General features: G+C 63.5%; 19 protein-coding genes. 8 read left to right on the forward strand and 11 right to left on the reverse strand.

Going from position 1 to position 16,916, the window contains the following annotated elements:
* Positions 1 to 32 precede the first annotated feature (32 nt).
* From U8326_RS10265 to nadA, 3 genes are read left to right on the forward strand one after another with little or no spacing between them, the layout of a single operon-like run.
* The gene (locus U8326_RS10265; protein WP_416385469.1) at positions 33 to 914 is read left to right on the forward strand and encodes an MBL fold metallo-hydrolase; all 882 of its coding nucleotides are present in this window, start codon (positions 33 to 35) and stop codon (positions 912 to 914) included.
* The gene (locus U8326_RS10270; RefSeq protein ID WP_324740155.1) at positions 896 to 1,573 is read left to right on the forward strand and encodes a DUF4230 domain-containing protein; all 678 of its coding nucleotides are present in this window, start codon (positions 896 to 898) and stop codon (positions 1,571 to 1,573) included. Before U8326_RS10265 ends, U8326_RS10270 begins: the two co-directional genes overlap by 19 nt.
* Positions 1,570 to 2,559: a quinolinate synthase NadA gene (gene nadA, locus U8326_RS10275; protein WP_324740157.1), complete on the forward strand. Its 990-nt coding sequence runs from the start codon at positions 1,570 to 1,572 to the stop codon at positions 2,557 to 2,559. The genes U8326_RS10270 and nadA overlap by 4 nt, the downstream gene beginning before the upstream one ends.
* Positions 2,560 to 2,610: 51 nt before the next feature.
* On the opposite strand, the gene U8326_RS10280 is transcribed toward nadA, so the two are convergent.
* Positions 2,611 to 2,955, reverse strand: a complete 345-nt coding sequence (locus U8326_RS10280; protein ID WP_324740158.1) for a hypothetical protein — start codon at positions 2,953 to 2,955, stop codon at positions 2,611 to 2,613.
* An 8-nt stretch (positions 2,956 to 2,963) separates the two neighbouring features.
* On the reverse strand, positions 2,964 to 3,641 hold the full coding sequence (lipB, locus tag U8326_RS10285) for a lipoyl(octanoyl) transferase LipB (protein WP_324740159.1): 678 nt from the start codon (positions 3,639 to 3,641) through the stop codon (positions 2,964 to 2,966).
* Positions 3,642 to 3,712: 71 nt separating this feature from the next.
* Between lipB and U8326_RS10290 the strand changes: the two genes are divergently transcribed.
* The gene (locus U8326_RS10290; protein WP_324740160.1) at positions 3,713 to 4,531 is read left to right on the forward strand and encodes a hypothetical protein; all 819 of its coding nucleotides are present in this window, start codon (positions 3,713 to 3,715) and stop codon (positions 4,529 to 4,531) included.
* Positions 4,532 to 4,563: 32 nt separating this feature from the next.
* Here U8326_RS10290 and U8326_RS10295 read toward each other — a convergent pair whose 3' ends face one another.
* The 4 genes from U8326_RS10295 to U8326_RS10310 all read right to left on the reverse strand — a co-directional run bounded on the left by U8326_RS10295 (position 4,564) and on the right by U8326_RS10310 (position 6,884).
* Positions 4,564 to 5,214: a class I SAM-dependent methyltransferase gene (locus U8326_RS10295; RefSeq protein ID WP_324740161.1), complete on the reverse strand. Its 651-nt coding sequence runs from the start codon at positions 5,212 to 5,214 to the stop codon at positions 4,564 to 4,566.
* A gap of 154 nt (positions 5,215 to 5,368) precedes the next feature.
* On the reverse strand, positions 5,369 to 5,713 hold the full coding sequence (locus tag U8326_RS10300) for an arsenate reductase family protein (RefSeq protein WP_324740162.1): 345 nt from the start codon (positions 5,711 to 5,713) through the stop codon (positions 5,369 to 5,371).
* An 83-nt stretch (positions 5,714 to 5,796) separates the two neighbouring features.
* A complete protein-coding gene (locus tag U8326_RS10305; protein WP_324740163.1) occupies positions 5,797 to 6,351 on the reverse strand; it encodes a (2Fe-2S)-binding protein in 555 nt (184 codons plus the stop codon).
* 38 nt (positions 6,352 to 6,389) lie between these two features.
* Entirely contained in the window at positions 6,390 to 6,884 is a 495-nt protein-coding gene (locus tag U8326_RS10310) for a low molecular weight protein-tyrosine-phosphatase (RefSeq protein ID WP_416385470.1), read from the reverse strand.
* A 71-nt stretch (positions 6,885 to 6,955) separates the two neighbouring features.
* Here U8326_RS10310 and U8326_RS10315 point away from each other — a divergent pair, with 71 nt between their 5' ends.
* Both U8326_RS10315 and U8326_RS10320 read left to right on the forward strand, forming a co-directional pair.
* A complete protein-coding gene (locus U8326_RS10315) occupies positions 6,956 to 7,654 on the forward strand; it encodes a Crp/Fnr family transcriptional regulator (protein ID WP_324740165.1) in 699 nt (232 codons plus the stop codon).
* 91 nt (positions 7,655 to 7,745) lie between these two features.
* On the forward strand, positions 7,746 to 9,059 hold the full coding sequence (locus U8326_RS10320; protein ID WP_324740166.1) for a radical SAM protein: 1,314 nt from the start codon (positions 7,746 to 7,748) through the stop codon (positions 9,057 to 9,059).
* A 191-nt stretch (positions 9,060 to 9,250) separates the two neighbouring features.
* Here U8326_RS10320 and U8326_RS10325 read toward each other — a convergent pair whose 3' ends face one another.
* The 3 genes from U8326_RS10325 to U8326_RS10335 form a co-directional block, all read right to left on the reverse strand.
* Positions 9,251 to 9,502 (reverse strand): hypothetical protein, encoded by a 252-nt coding sequence (locus U8326_RS10325; RefSeq protein WP_324740168.1) that lies wholly within the window; start codon positions 9,500 to 9,502, stop codon positions 9,251 to 9,253.
* Positions 9,503 to 9,578: 76 nt separating this feature from the next.
* Entirely contained in the window at positions 9,579 to 10,802 is a 1,224-nt protein-coding gene (locus U8326_RS10330; protein WP_324740169.1) for a chorismate-binding protein, read from the reverse strand.
* Positions 10,799 to 12,775 carry a hypothetical protein gene (locus tag U8326_RS10335; protein WP_324740171.1) on the reverse strand — a complete coding sequence of 659 codons (1,977 nt, stop codon included), beginning with the start codon at positions 12,773 to 12,775 and terminating at the stop codon, positions 10,799 to 10,801. The genes U8326_RS10330 and U8326_RS10335 overlap by 4 nt, the downstream gene beginning before the upstream one ends.
* A 248-nt stretch (positions 12,776 to 13,023) precedes the next feature.
* Here U8326_RS10335 and U8326_RS10340 point away from each other — a divergent pair, with 248 nt between their 5' ends.
* A complete protein-coding gene (locus U8326_RS10340) occupies positions 13,024 to 13,488 on the forward strand; it encodes a VOC family protein (RefSeq protein WP_324740172.1) in 465 nt (154 codons plus the stop codon).
* Positions 13,489 to 13,517: 29 nt separating this feature from the next.
* Here U8326_RS10340 and U8326_RS10345 read toward each other — a convergent pair whose 3' ends face one another.
* Both U8326_RS10345 and U8326_RS10350 read right to left on the reverse strand, forming a co-directional pair.
* Positions 13,518 to 14,555: a TauD/TfdA family dioxygenase gene (locus tag U8326_RS10345; protein WP_324740174.1), complete on the reverse strand. Its 1,038-nt coding sequence runs from the start codon at positions 14,553 to 14,555 to the stop codon at positions 13,518 to 13,520.
* 4 nt (positions 14,556 to 14,559) lie between these two features.
* Positions 14,560 to 15,357, reverse strand: coding sequence for a class II aldolase/adducin family protein (locus tag U8326_RS10350; RefSeq protein WP_324740176.1), 798 nt, complete (start codon positions 15,355 to 15,357; stop codon positions 14,560 to 14,562).
* Between the two features lie 375 nt (positions 15,358 to 15,732).
* Between U8326_RS10350 and U8326_RS10355 the strand changes: the two genes are divergently transcribed.
* Positions 15,733 to 16,785: a LysR family transcriptional regulator gene (locus U8326_RS10355; protein WP_324740178.1), complete on the forward strand. Its 1,053-nt coding sequence runs from the start codon at positions 15,733 to 15,735 to the stop codon at positions 16,783 to 16,785.
* Positions 16,786 to 16,916 lie beyond the last annotated feature (131 nt).

Here is a 16,916-nt window from a genome sequence, read left to right on the forward strand (position 1 = left end):
TTACCCTCGACTTAGCGGCAACTAGCCCCCATATGCCAGCCATGGAAGGACCGCCCAAACCCTGGCCGACCGGAACGGCCGAACGGCTCGAGCCGCTGGTTCGCCGCGTCCTTGCTCCCAATCCTTCGCCATTCACCTATACCGGCACGCAGACCTATCTCATCGGCGAAGGCGACAGGATCGCGGTGATCGACCCCGGGCCGGATGAGCCGGCGCATCTGGATGCACTGATCCAGGCGATCGGCGATGCCTCGGTGATGGCGATCTGCTGCACGCATACCCATCGCGATCACTCACCCGCCGCGGCTCCGCTCAGGCAGCACACCGGCGCGCCGATCATCGGCTGCGCCCCGCTGGCGCTATCGACCGAAGGCCCGCGCCAGGATGCACCCTTCGATACGGACTATGCCCCTGACCGTATCCTGGCTGACGGCGAACGTCTCAGTGGCCCGGATTGGACGCTGGTGGCAGTCGCGACGCCGGGCCATACCTCCAATCACCTCTGCTTTTCGCTCGAGGAAACCGGCGCCCTGTTCACCGGCGACCATGTGATGAGCTGGTCGACCAGCGTGGTCATCCCGCCCGATGGGGACATGGCCGCCTATATGGATTCGTTATACCTGCTGCATGAGCGGGAAGACCGGGTCTATTATCCCGCGCACGGTCCTGCGGTGGACAAGCCGAAGCAGCTTGTCCGGGGGATGATCGGCCACCGCCGCCAGCGCGAGCGGCAAGTGCTCCGCCAGCTTGAAAAAGGCCCGCAGAATATTCCCGACATGGTTCCGCAAATGTACAAGGGCACCGATCCGCACCTGTTCCCGGCGGCCGGCATGTCCGTGCTGGCCCATCTCATCGACCTGGAACGGCGGGGGCAAGTCGAACGCTCGGGGGAAGTATGGCAGATAGCGAGCTGAAACCGTCCGAATCGGCAAGCAGCACGGTCCGAAGCCGCCTGGCCCGCGCTTCGGCATTGCCGTGGCTTCTGTTCATCGTCACCTTCGCTCTGGCGATCGGGCTGGCGTGGAAGGCGCTGGGGCCGGACAGCAATAATGGCGATCCGCTCGGCACCAGCCTTGTCGCATTCGAGAAGCAGAACCGGCTGACGGTGTTCTCCGCGCAGCTCGCGCCGGTGGTCGCATCCGAGGACAGCCGTCTGTTCGGCGCGATCCAGTCCCGTCAGGTCGCCGTCATCCCGGCGCGCGTCGATTACACGCTCGATCTGTCGCAGATGAATCGCGATCGGTTAAGCTGGAACGACCAGAGCCGCACCCTGTCGGTTCTGCTACCGTCCATTTCCATCGGCAAGCCCAATCTGGACGAAGCCCGGGCGCAATATCTGCGCGAGGGCATCTGGATCACCCGCGATGCGCAGGACAAGCTGACCCGCAGCAATACGCGGCTTGCGGAAACGCAGGCAATGGAGCAGGCGGCGAATCCCATACTCGTCAATCTCGCCCGAACGGCAGCCAAGGATGCGATTCGCCAGAATCTGGCGATCCCGCTGGAAGTGGCCGGCTTCGGGGATGTCACCGTCAATGTCCGTTTCGACGGAGAGGAACAGACCGCACAATGAGCGTTGAAACCAAAGTCCCGACGGGCACCGAGCTGCGCGCGGAAATCGACCGGCTCCGCCAGGAGCGCAAGGCCGTGATCCTGGCGCATTACTATCAGAAGCCGGAGATTCAGGATCTGGCCGATTTCGTGGGCGACTCCCTCGAACTGTCCCGCAAGGCGGCGGACACCGATGCCGAGGTGATCGCCTTCTGCGGGGTGAAGTTCATGGCCGACACCGCCAAGATCCTCTCGCCCGACAAGATCGTGGTCCTGCCGGACCTCGAAGCGGGGTGCAGCCTTGAGGATTCCTGCCCGCCCGAGAAATTCAAGGCGTTCCGGGAAGCGCATCCTGATCATATCGCGCTCACCTACATCAACTGCTCGACCGAGGTTAAGGCGCTGTCCGACGTCATCGTGACCTCGTCCAGCGCGGAAACGATCCTGTCCCAGATTCCGGAAGAGCAGAAGATCATCTTCGGGCCAGACCGGCATCTGGGCGGCTATCTGTCGCGCAAGTTCAACCGGGAAATGCTGCTCTGGCCGGGCGTGTGCATCGTCCACGAGGCGTTCAGCGAAACCGAGCTGCTCAAGCTGAAGGCGGAGCACCCCGACGCCCCCGTCGCGGCGCACCCGGAATGCCCCCCGACCATCATCGACCATGCCGATTATGTCGGATCGACCAGCGGCATCCTCCAGTTCGCCAAGACTTTCCCCGGCGACACGCTGATCGTGGCGACGGAGCCGCACATCATCCACCAGATGGAAAAGGCTATTCCGGAAAAGACCTTCATCGGCGCGCCCGGGGCGGACGGCAACTGCAATTGCAACATCTGCCCCTACATGGCGCTCAACACGATGGAAAAGCTCTACACCGCGCTGAGGGATCTGCAGCCCCGCATCGAGATCGAGGAGAACCTGCGGCTGGCGGCGAAGAAAAGCCTCGACCGGATGCTGGAGATGGCCAGCGGCACGATCGGCAAGGGCGATCTGGGCGCGAGGTCGTAAGGCTCCCCTGCCTGGAGAGTCTTGCCTCCCCAGGCCTCGCTCGGGCCGAATCTATTCGCCTGAGATAGCCGCGCCGATCGGATCGGCGGGAGGCGCTTCCCTTTCAGGAGCAGGAGTGGCCGGGGCGTCATCCTCGTCGGCCTCGGCCGCCGCGGCATTGTCCGAACCGCCCGAGGCGGCGCCCGTGCTCTTCGCGCCCGGCGTTCCGCTCGCTGTTGCTTCCGGCGCGGCCAGGGGCGCCTGAGAACGCACGGTGTCGAGCGGCAGCATGGCGTCGCTGATCGTGCCTTCCGCCACCTGGCCGGAAGCCCCGCCGTCTCCATCTCCATTCTTTCCGCCGCCGCAGGCGGAAAGCAGGACAGTGGCCAGAAGCGCCAGAGGCAGGCAACGGTTCATCTTGGACTTCACTCCTCAGGTGGCGTTTCCAGCGCGGCGAGGAAGCCGCCAGCGCGCGCGATCAACGCCCGATCCCAATCTTCCGGCGTAACCGCAACCCCCAATCTTTCGAGGCTGGTCACGCCATACTCCGCGATACCACAAGGAACGATGCCGGAAAAATGCCCAAGATCCGGAGCGAGGTTGACCGCGAAACCGTGCATCGTCACCCAGCGCCGCACGCGCACCCCGATCGCCCCGATCTTCGCTTCGCGCCCATCGGCATCTCCGGTCCAGATCCCGATCCGCCCCGGCGCGCGCCATGCCTCGATGCCGAAATCGCCCAGCGTATCGATTACCCATCCTTCGAGGGAATGGACGAAATGGCGCACGTCCCGCGCCCGTTTCGACAGGTCCAGCACCACATATCCCACGCGTTGGCCCGGGCCGTGATAGGTGTAGCGCCCGCCCCGCCCCGTCTCCACCACTTCAAACCGCGGATCGAGCAATTCCGCCGCGGCGGCGCTGGTTCCGGCGGTATAGACGGGCGGATGCTCCAGCAGCCAGATCAGTTCCCGCCCCTGCCCATCCGATACGGCGCGGTTGCGTTCCTCCATTTCCGCCAGAGCGGCACGGTAGGGCACCGAAGCGGCACTCAGCCGCCATTCGATACCGTCCGATCCCGCAATGTGTCCCAATGCATCCATTACGCCGCTTGCGTGGAACCATCGGGAGTGCTTATCAAGCCCGAAGTCAGCCGAGGCATGAGGAAACACCCGTGAAATTCGACATGAACCTGGCGTGGCGAGAGGCGAGCGGCATGGTTTCGGTCAATGCGCAAGTATTGGCCATCATCGCCGGGGTGTTCTTTTTCCTCCCCAGCTTCGCCATGGCCCTGTTCGCGCCCATGCCGGAAGCGACGGGCACGATGGATGAAGCGCAGGCCATGAACATGGTCGGCACCTATTATGCCGAGGCCGCGCCCTGGCTCATCGTTGTCGGCATAGCCCAGGCGATAGGGGTTCTCGCCCTGCTTGCGTTGCTGACCGACCGGCGCCGCCCGACGGTGGGCGAAGCGCTCAAGGCCGGAGCCGTCAGCTTTCTGCCCTATTTCGCCGCGCAATTGCTGCTCGGCGTTGCGGTTGCGCTGGGCTTCGTCGTTATCGTCGGCGCCGCCACCGCTTCCGGCTCGGTCGCGCTGGCCGCCATCCTGTTTCCCTTGGGCTTTGTCGGCCTGGTCTATGTCATGACCAAGACATCGCTCACCGCGCCGGTCATCGTGATCGACGGGTTGCGCAATCCGATCCGCGCCCTGAGCCGATCATGGAACCTGACCAGGGGCAACAGCCTGCGTCTTTTCGGCTTCTATTTCCTGGTGTTCCTGGCCTTCGTCGTAATCATGATCGTGATTTCGATGATCGTCGGCCTGATCTCGATGATCGCGCTCGGCGCCGGGATCGTGAGCCAGATCGCCAATGGCGTGCTGTCCGGCTTCGCTGGGGCTTTGATGGTGGTCTATTTCGTCGCGATCATCGCTTCGGCGCATCGCCAGCTGTCCGGCCCTTCGCCGGAAGCCATCAGCCAGACTTTCGAGTAGATCTGGCGAATAAACCCGGCCGACAGAAGCGATCAGGCCTCTGCGGCGGTTTCGTCCGCTTCCTTCCAGCCCCAGAACAGGCGGCAGGGGAGAATGTTGAGCGGCTCATAGCCCTGATCGATCCGGGTGAAGTGCCGCGCCATGAAATCCCGGGCCTTCGCATTGAACTGATAGACCAGAAACGCCCCGCCGGGCCTCAGGACCCGGTGGGTGGCAGCGGCGATCGCCGGCCCCACCCCTTCCGGCAGGGTGGAAAAGGGCAGCCCGGACAGCACGTAATCGGCATGGTCGAAACCATGCGCACGAATGATTTCCTCGACATCGGCGGCTGAACCGAGCACCGGAATGAAGCGGCTGTCGCCGATCGTGCGCCGAAGATAATCGATATAGAGCGGGTTCGTGTCGATCACGATCAAGGTCGCGTCGCGCCGCAGCCGCTCCAGCACCGGCCTGCAGAACGTGCCCACGCCGGGGCCGTATTCCACGAACAGCCTGCACTCGTTCCAATCCACCGGCGCCAGCATCTTGGCGATGGTGAAGCGCGACGACGGGATGATCGAACCGACCATGACCGGGTGCTTGAGGAATCCTTCGAAAAAGACGCCCCAAGGCCCCAGCACGCGCTGCAGGCCGCGTTTCCACCGCGCGCTGCGCCGTTCGAAGGAAAGCTCGCTTCCGGTCATGCAGATGGGGGTCCCTTTTCAACACGGCCCGAAAGAGAGGGCCGATCCGCCGCGCGGGCGTTTGCAAAATAGCCGGGTGATTGCAAGCCGGACGCGGCGAATCTAGCGCAAGGAAATGCGCGCAGCAATCGCGGACACCGGCGGGCTGAGGCTGTCACAGGATTTCCCGCACCTTTTCCGGGGGCCGGCACAGGCGCACCCCCTTCGCCGTCTCCACCAGCGGCCGCTCGATCAGTTTCGGGTCTTCGGCCATTGCCGCGATCACCGCCGCGTCATCGGCCTCGGTCAGCCCGCGCTGCTCCGCATCCGTCCCGGCAAGGCGCAAACCCTCCCGCGCGGGCATGTCGGCATCGCGATACAACTGGGCGAGCTTTTCGGTAGAGGGCGGATCGCGGAGATACTGGACCACTTCTATTTCGAGGCCGGGCGTTTCCTCGAGAATGGCCAGGGTCTGCCTGGATTTGCTGCAATTGGGATTGTGCCAGATCGTCGCCTTCACCACTGCATTCCTCTCTTTTCGCAGGTCATTGCCCGCCTGGGGTCAGGACCTAGCGGTCGAGACGCCATGCGCCAAGATCGCACTCAATCTGTTTCGGATTCCTTAGCAGGATTCATGGCCGGAACAGCCCTTGCCGCATCTTCCGCGCTGATGCCGGGCGCAGGAGCGGCACTGATCGTCTCCAGGCGCCGCATCACCCGCCCCGCGCGCTGCACCGCCCGGACCAGCCGGGGATAGACACCGCAGCGGCAAAGGTTGGGAATCGCCGCCTTGATTTCCTCATCCGAAGGGGCGGGATTGGAGCGCAGCAATGTCGCCGCGCTCATCACGATGCCCGGCGTGCAGAAGCCGCATTGAATGGCCTGCTCGGCCACCAGCGCCTGCTGGACCGGGTGCGACCGATCTCTCGAAATCCCTTCGATCGTGGTGACGAAGCGGCCCTCGGCCTCGGCGATGGTGATCAGGCACGAACGCAGCGCTTCCCCGTCCACCATCACCATGCAGGCCCCGCAGTCGCCGGTTCCGCAGCCATATTTGGTCCCGGTCAGATTGGCCGCGTCGCGCAAGGCCCAGAGCAGGGGCGTGTCGGGGTCGAGCGCGAAGCGGACCGGGCGACCATTGACCGTCATGCGGGACATCGCGTCTATCTATTCCAAATCGCCGGATCGCAAAGCGGTTATTTCCCCGCCCCATCTTCCCGGCGGGCGAGTTGCCGGATCAGGGCCTGCGCCGCATCGGTCACATCCCGCCAGGTAATGTCGAAGCCCGCTTCTTCGCCGAAATAGGGGTCGGCCACCGGCTGCCCGGCCCGGCCATCCACCATATCGAGCAGCAGCCTGACCCGCGCCGTGCCGTCTGCCGGCATACGCTCCAGGATGTCTTTCAGATTGGCGTGATCGAGCGCGAAAATATGGCTGAAGCGATAATAGTCGGCCGCTTCGATCTGGCGCGCGCGATAGCTTGCGATATCGATGCCGTGGCGGCGCGCGACCGCTTGCGCACGCGGATCGGGCGGGCGGCCGATATGCCAGTCTCCCGTGCCCGCGGAATCCGCGAAAGCCGGAAATCGCGCCTTTTCGGCCGCATGCTCGAACGCGGCCTGCGCCAGCGGAGAGCGGCATATATTGCCCAGGCAGACGAAAAGGACGGCGGGTTGCTGCGGATCGTTCACGAGGGGATCATAATACCGGGCGCGCGCAATTGCCATTGCTGGCGGACCTGCTGTTTGATAGGCGCGGAAGAATGAGCTTCTGCGACACCTGCGTTGTACGCAATAGCGCCATATGCGCAGCGCTGGACGCGTCGGAGATCGGCGCTCTGAGCACGATCGGACGGCGCCGCACGCTCCAGCCGGGCCAGTCCCTGCTGTGGGAAGGCGAGGATTCCATCCTTGTCGCCAATGTCATCGAAGGGCTGCTGAAGCTGTCCACCGGCACGGAAGATGGGCGGGAACAGATTGTCGGCGTCGTATATCCGTCGGATTTCATCGGCAGGCCGTTCGGCTCCACCACGGCCCATAGCGTGACCGCGCTGACCGAGGCGAAGGTCTGCGTCTTTTCCCGCGCCGATTTCGACGCTTTCGCCCATTCGCACCCGAAGCTGGAGCACAAGCTTCTCGAACGGACCCTGGCGGAGCTTGATCGAACCCGGCGCTGGATGCTGCTGCTGGGCCGCAAGAACGCGAGCGAACGGATCGCCAGCTTCCTGCTCGAAATCGCGGAGCGGATGATGCCGCAGGGTTGCGGGCATGTGCCGGCCACGCAGCAACAGCAATTCGAGCTGCCCTTCTCGCGCCAGCAGATCGCCGATGTGCTGGGATTGACCATCGAGACGGTCAGCCGCCAGCTGACCAAGCTGAAGGCGGAGGGCATCATCGACCTGCCCTCGCGCCGCGCGGTCGTCATTCTCGATCCGGAAACCCTGCTGGAACGCGCTGGCTAGGGTCAGAACCTTGGCCCCGACAGGATTCGCCGCGGGCGATTCTTGATCCAGTTCAATGAATGCCGCCGGCGCTTGCCGTCTAAGCGGCGTCATGTGGCCTTATTTCCCCGAGCTGCTGGCAAAGCCGGTCCCGCGCTATACCAGCTTCCCGACCGCCGCCGAATTTGCCGACGGGGTCTGCCCCTCCGACGTGTTCGCCGCCCTGGAACAGGCGCGGGGCGAGATTTCGCTCTATGTGCATATCCCCTTCTGCGAAAGCATCTGCTGGTATTGCGGCTGCAACACCGGCGCCGCCAACAGGCGGCAAAGGCTGGCGAGCTATCTCGACTCGCTCTACCACGAAATCGTCATGATCGGTTCGCGGCTGCCGCGCAGCGCATCGATCCGGCATGTCGCATTCGGAGGGGGCAGCCCCAACGCCATCGCCCCGACCGACTTCGTCAGGCTCATGGATACGCTGACGCTGCATTTCCGCCTGACCGATCCCGTCATTTCGATCGAGCTGGACCCCCGCACCCTCAACGAGAGCTGGGGCGCCGTGATGGGCGGAATCGGCGCGACCCGCGCGAGCCTCGGCGTTCAGACCTTCGCGCCGCATCTGCAGGCGGCCATCGGGCGCGAGCAGCCGATGAAGGACATCGCGCGCAGCGTGGCCCTGCTGCGCAAGGTCGGCATCGCATCGCTCAATTTCGACCTGATGTATGGCCTGCCCGGCCAGATCATGGACGATCTCGTCCACACGATAGAAACCACGGTCGCCATGGGCGCGGATCGCGTCGCGCTGTTCGGCTACGCCCATGTGCCCCACCTGATCCCCAGACAGCGGCGGATCGATGCGTCGGCGCTGCCGGGCCAATATGAGCGGTTCAGGATGGCGGAGCGCGGATACCGGATGTTCGTGGATCAGGGGTATCAGCCGGTGGGCTTCGACCACTTCGCCCTGCCGGGCGATGCGCTGGCGCAAGCCTCGCTGAGCGGGCGGCTGCACCGCAATTTCCAGGGCTTCACCGATGACGACGCCCCGGTGACCATCGGCCTCGGCGCATCCGCCATTTCGAGCTTTCCGCAACTGATCGTCCAGAACGAAAAGAATTCGGGCCGTTACCGGATGATGCTGTCGCAAGACCAGCTTCCGGTTTCGAAAGGCGTGTTCCGCCTGGCCGGGGATCGCCTGCGCGGGCGGATCATCGAACGCCTGCTATGCCACGGGCAAGCCCGCGTGGATCGGGCCATTCTGACCGAAGTCTATCCGGGCATCGCCCCCTTCATCGAAAAGGGCCTGCTTGTGGCCGAAGAGGGCAAGCTCGTCATCCCGCCCGCCGGACTTGCCTATGCTCGCGCCATAGCCTCGCAATTCGACCCCTATCGCGCGGGATCGCCATCCCGCTTCAGTTCCGCCGTGTAATTCCAACGCGGATGACGAGAGCGCGGAGGGTCTGGATTTACCTGCTGCCCGGGGTCCGATGGACTCCCGATGCAGGCAGCGCCGGGAGCTCGTCGGCCCGGCGCTGCACCTGCCTCGATCCATCTGGCGGGGATCGGTGGCGGGGATATGGCCAGGAAGGCGATTAACGGAGAAACGGCAGCCCCGGCACGTCAGGCGAACAGATCGTGCTCGCCTTCTTCCTCGATCGGATCGGGCACTTCCAGCTGGCAATGATCCGGATGTCCATGGTGATATCTGGAGGTGAAGACGTTCTTCCACCAGAGTTCGGAAAATTCCGCCCAGTAATCCCAGACCGCGAGATTGAATGAAACCGGGGCCAACGCGGCGGAAGCCAGCCAGTCGTTGGAACTGGCTGGGGAATAGGACCAGATGCTGGCCTGCGAAGTGCTGCGGCGATCCATCCGGGGCAGTTTACTACCCTTTTCCGAGTCGCCGCAAATCGAAGTTCCTGGCCTTGATCGGCGCGATGGCGGCCCCTCAGGCCGGTCTGCCTTCCCACTCGGCAACTGCCTTGAAAAGGCCGCGCAGCTTGTTCCTGACCTCGAGCAGTTCCTTGTCCGGCTCCGACTGGGCGATGACCCCCACGCCGCCCTGCGTGTAAAGCGTGCCATGCTTGGCCAGCGCCGCCCTGAGGTTCAGGTAGAAGGCGGCATCCTTTCCATCCGCGGAGACTCTTCCCAGTATCCCGCCGTAATAGCGCAGGGGATCTTGCTGCGTGTCCGCCAGCGGCTGCAGCGCATCGGGGTAGGAAACGAGCGCGGGAAAGGAATCGGAGAGGATGCGCATCCAGTCCCAATCCTCCCGCAATGCTCCGGATGCGCGGGAATACAAGTGCCTTACGTTGCCCAGTTCGAGGATCTCGAGCTGGAATTCGATGTTCAGGCTTCCCGGCTCGACGAGATTTTCGATGCGGGCCTTGTAGCGATCGAACGCCATCAGATGCTCCCGGCGTTCCTTGGGATCGTTGCGCAAAGCTTCGCGCCAGCGCGCATCGGTGACGGGATCGTCCGACTTGCCGCGCGTTGCCGCCACCACATCGAAGGACAGGCGCCCTTCATGCACCTCGAATACATTTTCCGGGCTGCAGCCAAGCGATGCCACTCCGGCATCGACCTGAAAATAATGATTGCAGGCCGAAGTCGGCTCGGAACCCGCGAAAATGGCGAAGAGCGACAAGGGGTCACGCGATCCGGTTTCGCGTTGATAGGATCGGGTGAGGATCATCTTCCCGTCGGGATAATCCTGCAGGATCGCAATCCCCCGGGCGAGGCGTTCGAGAAATTCCTCGTCCGGCTGGCATTGCCAACCCTCCGCGGGTTCGGCCGCAAGCGCGCCTTCCAGCCCGCAATGGCTCCCGAACCCTTCGATAGAAACTTCCAATTCGGGCTGCACGCACAATATCAAGGGCAGATCCGGGTCATGGACCGCCCGCCCCAGGTCGGGGCTGATCATCCAGAAACTGGGGAAGCCCGGATCGAGCAGGCTCCGCATCTGGTTCAGCGGATCGCCCGCGCAGGGGATGCTGGCGGAGCCGCCGTTCGCTGACACGACGAAGCCATCCCGGCCATAGGCGACCCGGCGATGACATCCCAATCCGACATGCGCCTTTGCCCTGCGGGGCAGGTGAAAGATATACTGGCCGCCCTGCTGCGTGGGCCGGTCGACCCCGAACAGGTTCAATGCGTGCGGAAGAACGCTCATCGGATCACGCGATCTGCCTTGCCCCCGGCCGCATGCGCGAGCAGGCGGGACACCAGCTTTTCCGTATCCATCTGCCGCGAGGTCCGCTTCTGGAGCTTGCGATGCTGCGAAAGCCTTTCCACCGGGGCGTCATCTGTCATCACGATATCGCCAGCGCAATGCTCCGCCACGAGATCGATCAGCTGTTCGAGATCATCCCGCTCGCCATCGTCCGTGTCAGGCAATGGCCCGGCGATCACCAGCATATCGAACCGATCGAACGGCAGGCCCGATTTGAGCAGCGAAGTGTCGTCCGCCGCCACCAGCAAGGCCTCGACATCGCGATGCATGAGCAGCGCTTGCCCGGCATGGAATGGCGAAAGGCCGCTCATGCCGATGGAACGACCGCCGAGATAGGCCTCCCCCCGCGCGGCCAGGCCGACTCCCGCGAAGTCTGGCCCGGCCAGGCGCTCGAGGAGCCGTGCGATCAGGCCGCTGTCCTTGCCGGTAAGGAGAAGCGCTGTCGGGATGCGGCCATTGCCGTTTATCCGCGCGCGAAGGATGTCGCCATAGAGATGGGTTTGCGAAGCCGCGATCAATTGAGGCTGGGCATTGATCTCGATGATGGTGCCGCCGACTTCGCGCCAGGATTTCGCTATGTCGGGAATAATCATGTCCACTCCGGCGACATCGAGGCCGATCAGATCGACCGCCCGCTCGACCAGAGCGCGATTGTCAGGATGCACAGCGTCGGTCACGACCACCGGCAGGCCTCCCGACGAAAGATTGGACGCGCGCCGCAATCTCACGAAACGCCCCGCCTCGAGGATGCTGTCGAGCGTGCATTCCTGCTCATCCAGCAGCCCCAGCGCTTCATCGCCCAGGGTCAGGGGCCGCAATGATGCCGTCGCATGATAGCCGCGGCGCGGATCGCGGTTCGAGATTTCGACCAGTTCGGCAATGCTGTGCCTGCCGTCCCCGGTCACGCCGGCAGGCTGCCTGCCCACCGCCCATCGCAAAGCGCCATCGATGACGATCAGGCGGAAATCTTCCCCTTCGCAGTGCTTCTCGACGAGGATCTTGCGGCCATGCGTGCTCGCCTCGTTCCACGCATCCGCCAATTGCCGCTCGTCGCGCAGCCCGGCGAACACCCCCAGACCTCCATCCAGGTTCATGGGCTTGACCACCACCGGATAGCCGAGCCTTGCCGCAATCTTGCGCGCATGTTCCAAGGAATCCGCCAAATCGTGGACGGAAGCTGGAATCCCCCCGCGGCGCAGCATCTGCGAAGTGGAGAATTTATCGCGCGCGATCGCAACCGGCAGGGTATGGGTCGTGCTCAATATGCTGCTCTTGGCGAGCAATTGGTTCTTCCCCCATCCGAACTGGCAATAGATGTCGGACAGGGCGGGCACGGGAATATCGGCGGCATGGGCCGCCTCCAGAAAACGCAGCGTATTCGTGCCGCCGAGCTTCAGCTTTCCCAGCTTTTCCACCAGTTCGCCATGCCTGGTTGCCGTAGCCCTCTCGGCGTTTTCCAGATTGCCGGTGGAACCCGATTGCAAGGCCCGCCAGATCGTCGAGACAGCCCAGACCAGGGCATTGAGAATATTCTTCCCATTTCCGGCAAGCGAAGGGAAAGCGGCCCGAAGGGTGAAGCGATCTTGCCCATGCAGACAATCGATGAGCCGCGCCTCGCAGAAAATCGGCAGGCCCGCATTGCGCAAGCAGGAAACGGCAAGATCCAGTATCCTGTCGGCCAGATTGTCAGGGAATGGCGCTTCGTCCCGCTCGGCGGCGCGAGACAAATACGGGCCGATGAGCCGGTCGACGCGATCCCAGTCTTCATCCTGGAAATCCACGCCTTCGACCGGCACTTCTATCTCGGCCAGCAGAGTGGATTGCAGGACCCCGTAAGCCGGCCCGGGAATATCTCCGCGCAAGTGGATTCGTACGGTTCCGGCATTCGGCAAAGCAGGCTTATCGTTAATCATGATTACCGGGGTGCGACACCGTAAGCAGTTTTGACATGGTTGGAGTGGACCCTGCCCCGATGCACGTCAACCCGAACCCACCCCCTTTGAACAGGCAAGGCGGCGGGCCTGCGCCGGCCTCAATCTTCATAGGCCCGATATTGCACAAGCCGCGTTTCTGCGAGAAGGTAAGAGACACATAGACAGCCCGCGCGACAAGCCCTTGGCATGGGGCCAGGTCGCGCGAAGGCAAAAAGAAAGGGACGAGGATGGGCGCAACATTTCATCATACGAATATCGTTTCCCACGATCCGGAAAGGCTCGCGGCCTTCTACGTCGATGTATTCGGCTGCGTCCTCAGCGGGCCGCCGCGCAATCTCCAGGGCGACTGGATCGAGCGCGGCACCGGCCTCGACGGCGCGCATATCACCGGCTTCATGCTCAGGCTGCCCGGCCATGGAGAGGCCGGGCCGGGCCTGGAAATATTCAAGGTCGAAGGTTCGGACCCGTCCGTGCCCGGAAAGGTCGATCGCCCTGGCCTGATGCATGTCTGCTTCGTGGTGGACGATGTGCAGGAAACTCTCGACAGGATGCTGGCCGCGGGCGGCCAGTTGCAGGGCCAGATCGTGGATACCGGCCCCATTCCGGGGGTAGGCCGCGCCGATTTCGTTTATGCGCGCGACCCCGACGGCAACATCGTGGAACTCGTCGCCTGGAACAGGGCCGACGCATGAGATGCGGCAGGGCTGCGGCCCTGCCAGGCTCAATCCAGCAGCGTAACCTCGGTGGCCCGTGTTCCGCTGAACGGATTGCGGCCATGGCCGGTCAGCAAATTATCCAGAATCATAATGTCGCCATCATGCCACGGCCATGAATAGGTAAATCTGTCGACAAGTTGCTGGAACTGCGCATCCTCTTCGGGCGGCAATTCGCCGCCATCGCCAAGATAGGCGCCGGACGGAAATTTCTGCTGCTGCCGCAACTCGGCGGCCTGGCCCGTATTGTCGTAAGATCCGCGATAGAAATGCGCGATATGCACCCCGCCGCGATAGACTCGCTCATTTGTGCCCGGATGGGTCACGAAGGCATCTTCCAGATTGAATACGGTCAGGCTGCCGTCCTCGTGCCAATGCGGGCGCATATGGCGGCGGGCGCAGATCTCCTCCACTTCCTTTTCCGACTCCGTGTAAAAGGCGAAATCCCAACCGCGCTTGTCCATCAGGCGCGTCTCCTGCGTGCTGCCCGTCTTCGCGGCGAAATTGCGGACATTCTCGATCCCCAGCTTTTCCAGCTTGCCGCGGATGGATGCCGGCATCTCGCTCGTGACCTTGCGCATATCGGCGATGATCGTTTCGCCCCCTTCCTCCGCCACCTTCTTCGCAAAGAAAGCGATCCGGCGGGGATAGTCCCGCAGATAGAACATTTCCTGATGGATCGGGATGCGCTGGTCGCCGGTGCGCTGCGTGGCTTCATACACGCCATTGGCGACCGCCCGGCGCGCGGCCGCACCGCCCTGATAGCCGCCGGTATAGGGCGGGAAACAGGCGCCGACCTGCCCGAAATCCTCGGACGTCACGACCGGAAACCCGCGCAGCACCACGCCCCCGTGACGGGCGATCAGCTCGTCGAGCCGGTGGCGATGCCCGTTCACCCAGGCCACCGCATCCTCCAGCGTGGCGAAGGCGCCTTCCTTCGCTTCGACGAAAAGCGGCGGCTGCCCTTCCCCGAGAGTCCAGCATGTCACGCGATCGTCGGGAAGATCGCCTGTCACGGATTGCATCGCTGCGTCTGCCAGCGTCATGTGCTTACTCCTTGTAGGACGGATCGATCCGATCCATGCGGCGCAACAGCGCTTTCCATTGCAGGTCGCCGCCCACCAGCCCCGGATTGGCGATGGCGATGTTGCGAGTGTTCTCCAGCGCCGCGCCCGACATCGCCAGGCCGTTGTCCAGCCCGCCCGCGAGAGCCGCCACCTGTATCTTGCAGGCCATTTCCAACCGGTAGAGATAGAGGAACGCCTCTCCGCAAGTGCGCCCGCATGCCAGCAACCCGTGGTTACGCAGAATCAGCAAGTTGCCGCTGCCGAGATTGGCGACCAGCCGTTCCCGCTCCTCGAAGTTGAGCGCGACGCCTTCGTAATCGTGGTAGCCCACTACCCGTTCGACCAGCGCGGCATGCTGCGACAGCGGCAGCAGCCCGCATTTCATTCCCGACACGCCGGTTCCGGCCGCGCTGTGCGTGTGGATCACCACATGCGCATCCTCCCGCGCGCGGTGAACCGCTCCATGAATGGTATAGCCGGTGGGGTTGAGGCCGAGTTCCACATCCGGCTTGAGCACGACATCGCCGTCGATCGTGATCTTGTAGAGATTGGACGCCGTCACCTCGTCATAGGTGAGGCCATAAGCGTTAATCAGGATATGGCCCGATCCGTCCGGCACGCGCATGGTGATGTGGTTGGCGATCAGGTCGGTCATGCCGAAATGATGCAGAATGCGATAAAGCGCGGCGAGTTCGACGCGCGCCGCCCATTCTTCCTCGCTCACACGCTCGCGCATCGATGCCGGGCGATGCGCCGCAAGGATGTTGTGAGGCTGAGACATTGCTCCGCTCCTCTGCCCGATCTGCCTGTTGTTCTTGTATGCCCAGTTTAGCGCACGCGCCGCCGATCCTGTCAATCGTCACTTTCGGATGAAAGAGGCAGGGAATTTCAAGCCGATGGAATCTCGGATTTCCGCGGTTTTCCGCCCGTGTTGCAAAATGTGCAACGCGGCGTGAGGTTTTCACGCTTGTGAGAAGAGTGCGCTCAGGGCAACGCGAAACTGCCTTTACAGGCATCCTCTCCCAAAACTTCCAGGCCCGGCCATCTGGCTGGGCCTTCTTTTTTCCGCAATCCGAACAAGGCCTTTCGGGCGCGGCCAGCCCATCCGGGACAGCTTGTTGTTGAATTGGGCGGCGCTCCCTCTTAGCCAGAATGCATGCTCGATCTCAACGACTGCCGTTATTTTGCCGAGATAGCGGATTGTGGAGGTCTGGCGGCGGCGGCCCGCAAGATAGGCATCCAGAAGTCGACGCTGTCCCGGCGGATCGCCGCGCTCGAGGCGGAGCTGGGCGTCACCCTGCTGGAACGCGGCCCCCGTCATTTCCGCCTGACCAAGACGGGGCAGCAGTTCTACACCCGCTGCGCCGGGATCGTCCGCAATGCGGAACTGGCCGAGCAGGCGGCAAGAAGCCAGGGGGCCGCCCGCGCCGTCCAGCCGGAACCGCTCGCGGATGCAGCCGGCGCGGAGATTGCCGGGGAGAATGCCGCGCCTCTTGCAGCGCTGGACAGCCTCGTCCGGCGGCAGGACATCGTGCAATCCTATATCCTGCAGAACATCCGCAAGAAGACGTTCTCGTCCGGCGACAAGCTGCCCGCCGAGCGGGATCTGTCGGCCTCGCTGGGCGTTGCCAGGCAGACCGTGAGGGAAGCCATCCGAAGCCTCGAAATGTCCGGAGTCCTGCGGCTGGAGCGAGGCGCGCGGGGCGGAGCCTTCATCCGGGAGATCGGCTCGGATGGAATCGCCTATGCCATCCGCAACATGCTGATCCTTGGCCGCCTGCCGCTGCATGACCTGCTCGAGCTGCGCGCATCGATATTCGGGCAGGCTGTCCGGCTTGCGGCCGAACGCGGGAGCGAAGAGGATTTCCTGCAGCTGGACCGGAACGTCCAGCAGCTCGAACACATACGGCGGACTCGCGAGCAGGTGGCCACGGTCCGGGCGTCCACGGAGTTCTACAGGATCTCCGCGCGGGCATCCGGCAACCGGCTCCTCGCCGTGCTGGTCGACGCAATGGCGGACATCATCGAGGAAATGCTGACCCAGATGCAGACCTGGCCTTTCGCGAGGGAAGGCGAAATCGCCCGCCGCGATGCGGTCGCGGCGATGAGAGCGGGCGACGGGAAAGCCGCCGAAGCGATCATTCGCGCGCATTGCGAGGAAACCAATCGCGTCCTTTTCGACTTCGCGACAAACACCCAGGCGATTTGAGCAGGGATTGCGGGCATGGGCCTGTGGCATCCTCGCCACAGGGCGGGGAAACCCGTTGTGAAAGCCATTACACCGCTTGACCGGCTCGCTGGCCAACCATAAAAATGGTCGCACCAATGAGGCATCAAATG

The sequence above is a fragment of the Tsuneonella sp. CC-YZS046 genome, from assembly GCF_035581365.1.
Taxonomy (GTDB): domain Bacteria; phylum Pseudomonadota; class Alphaproteobacteria; order Sphingomonadales; family Sphingomonadaceae; genus JAWKXU01.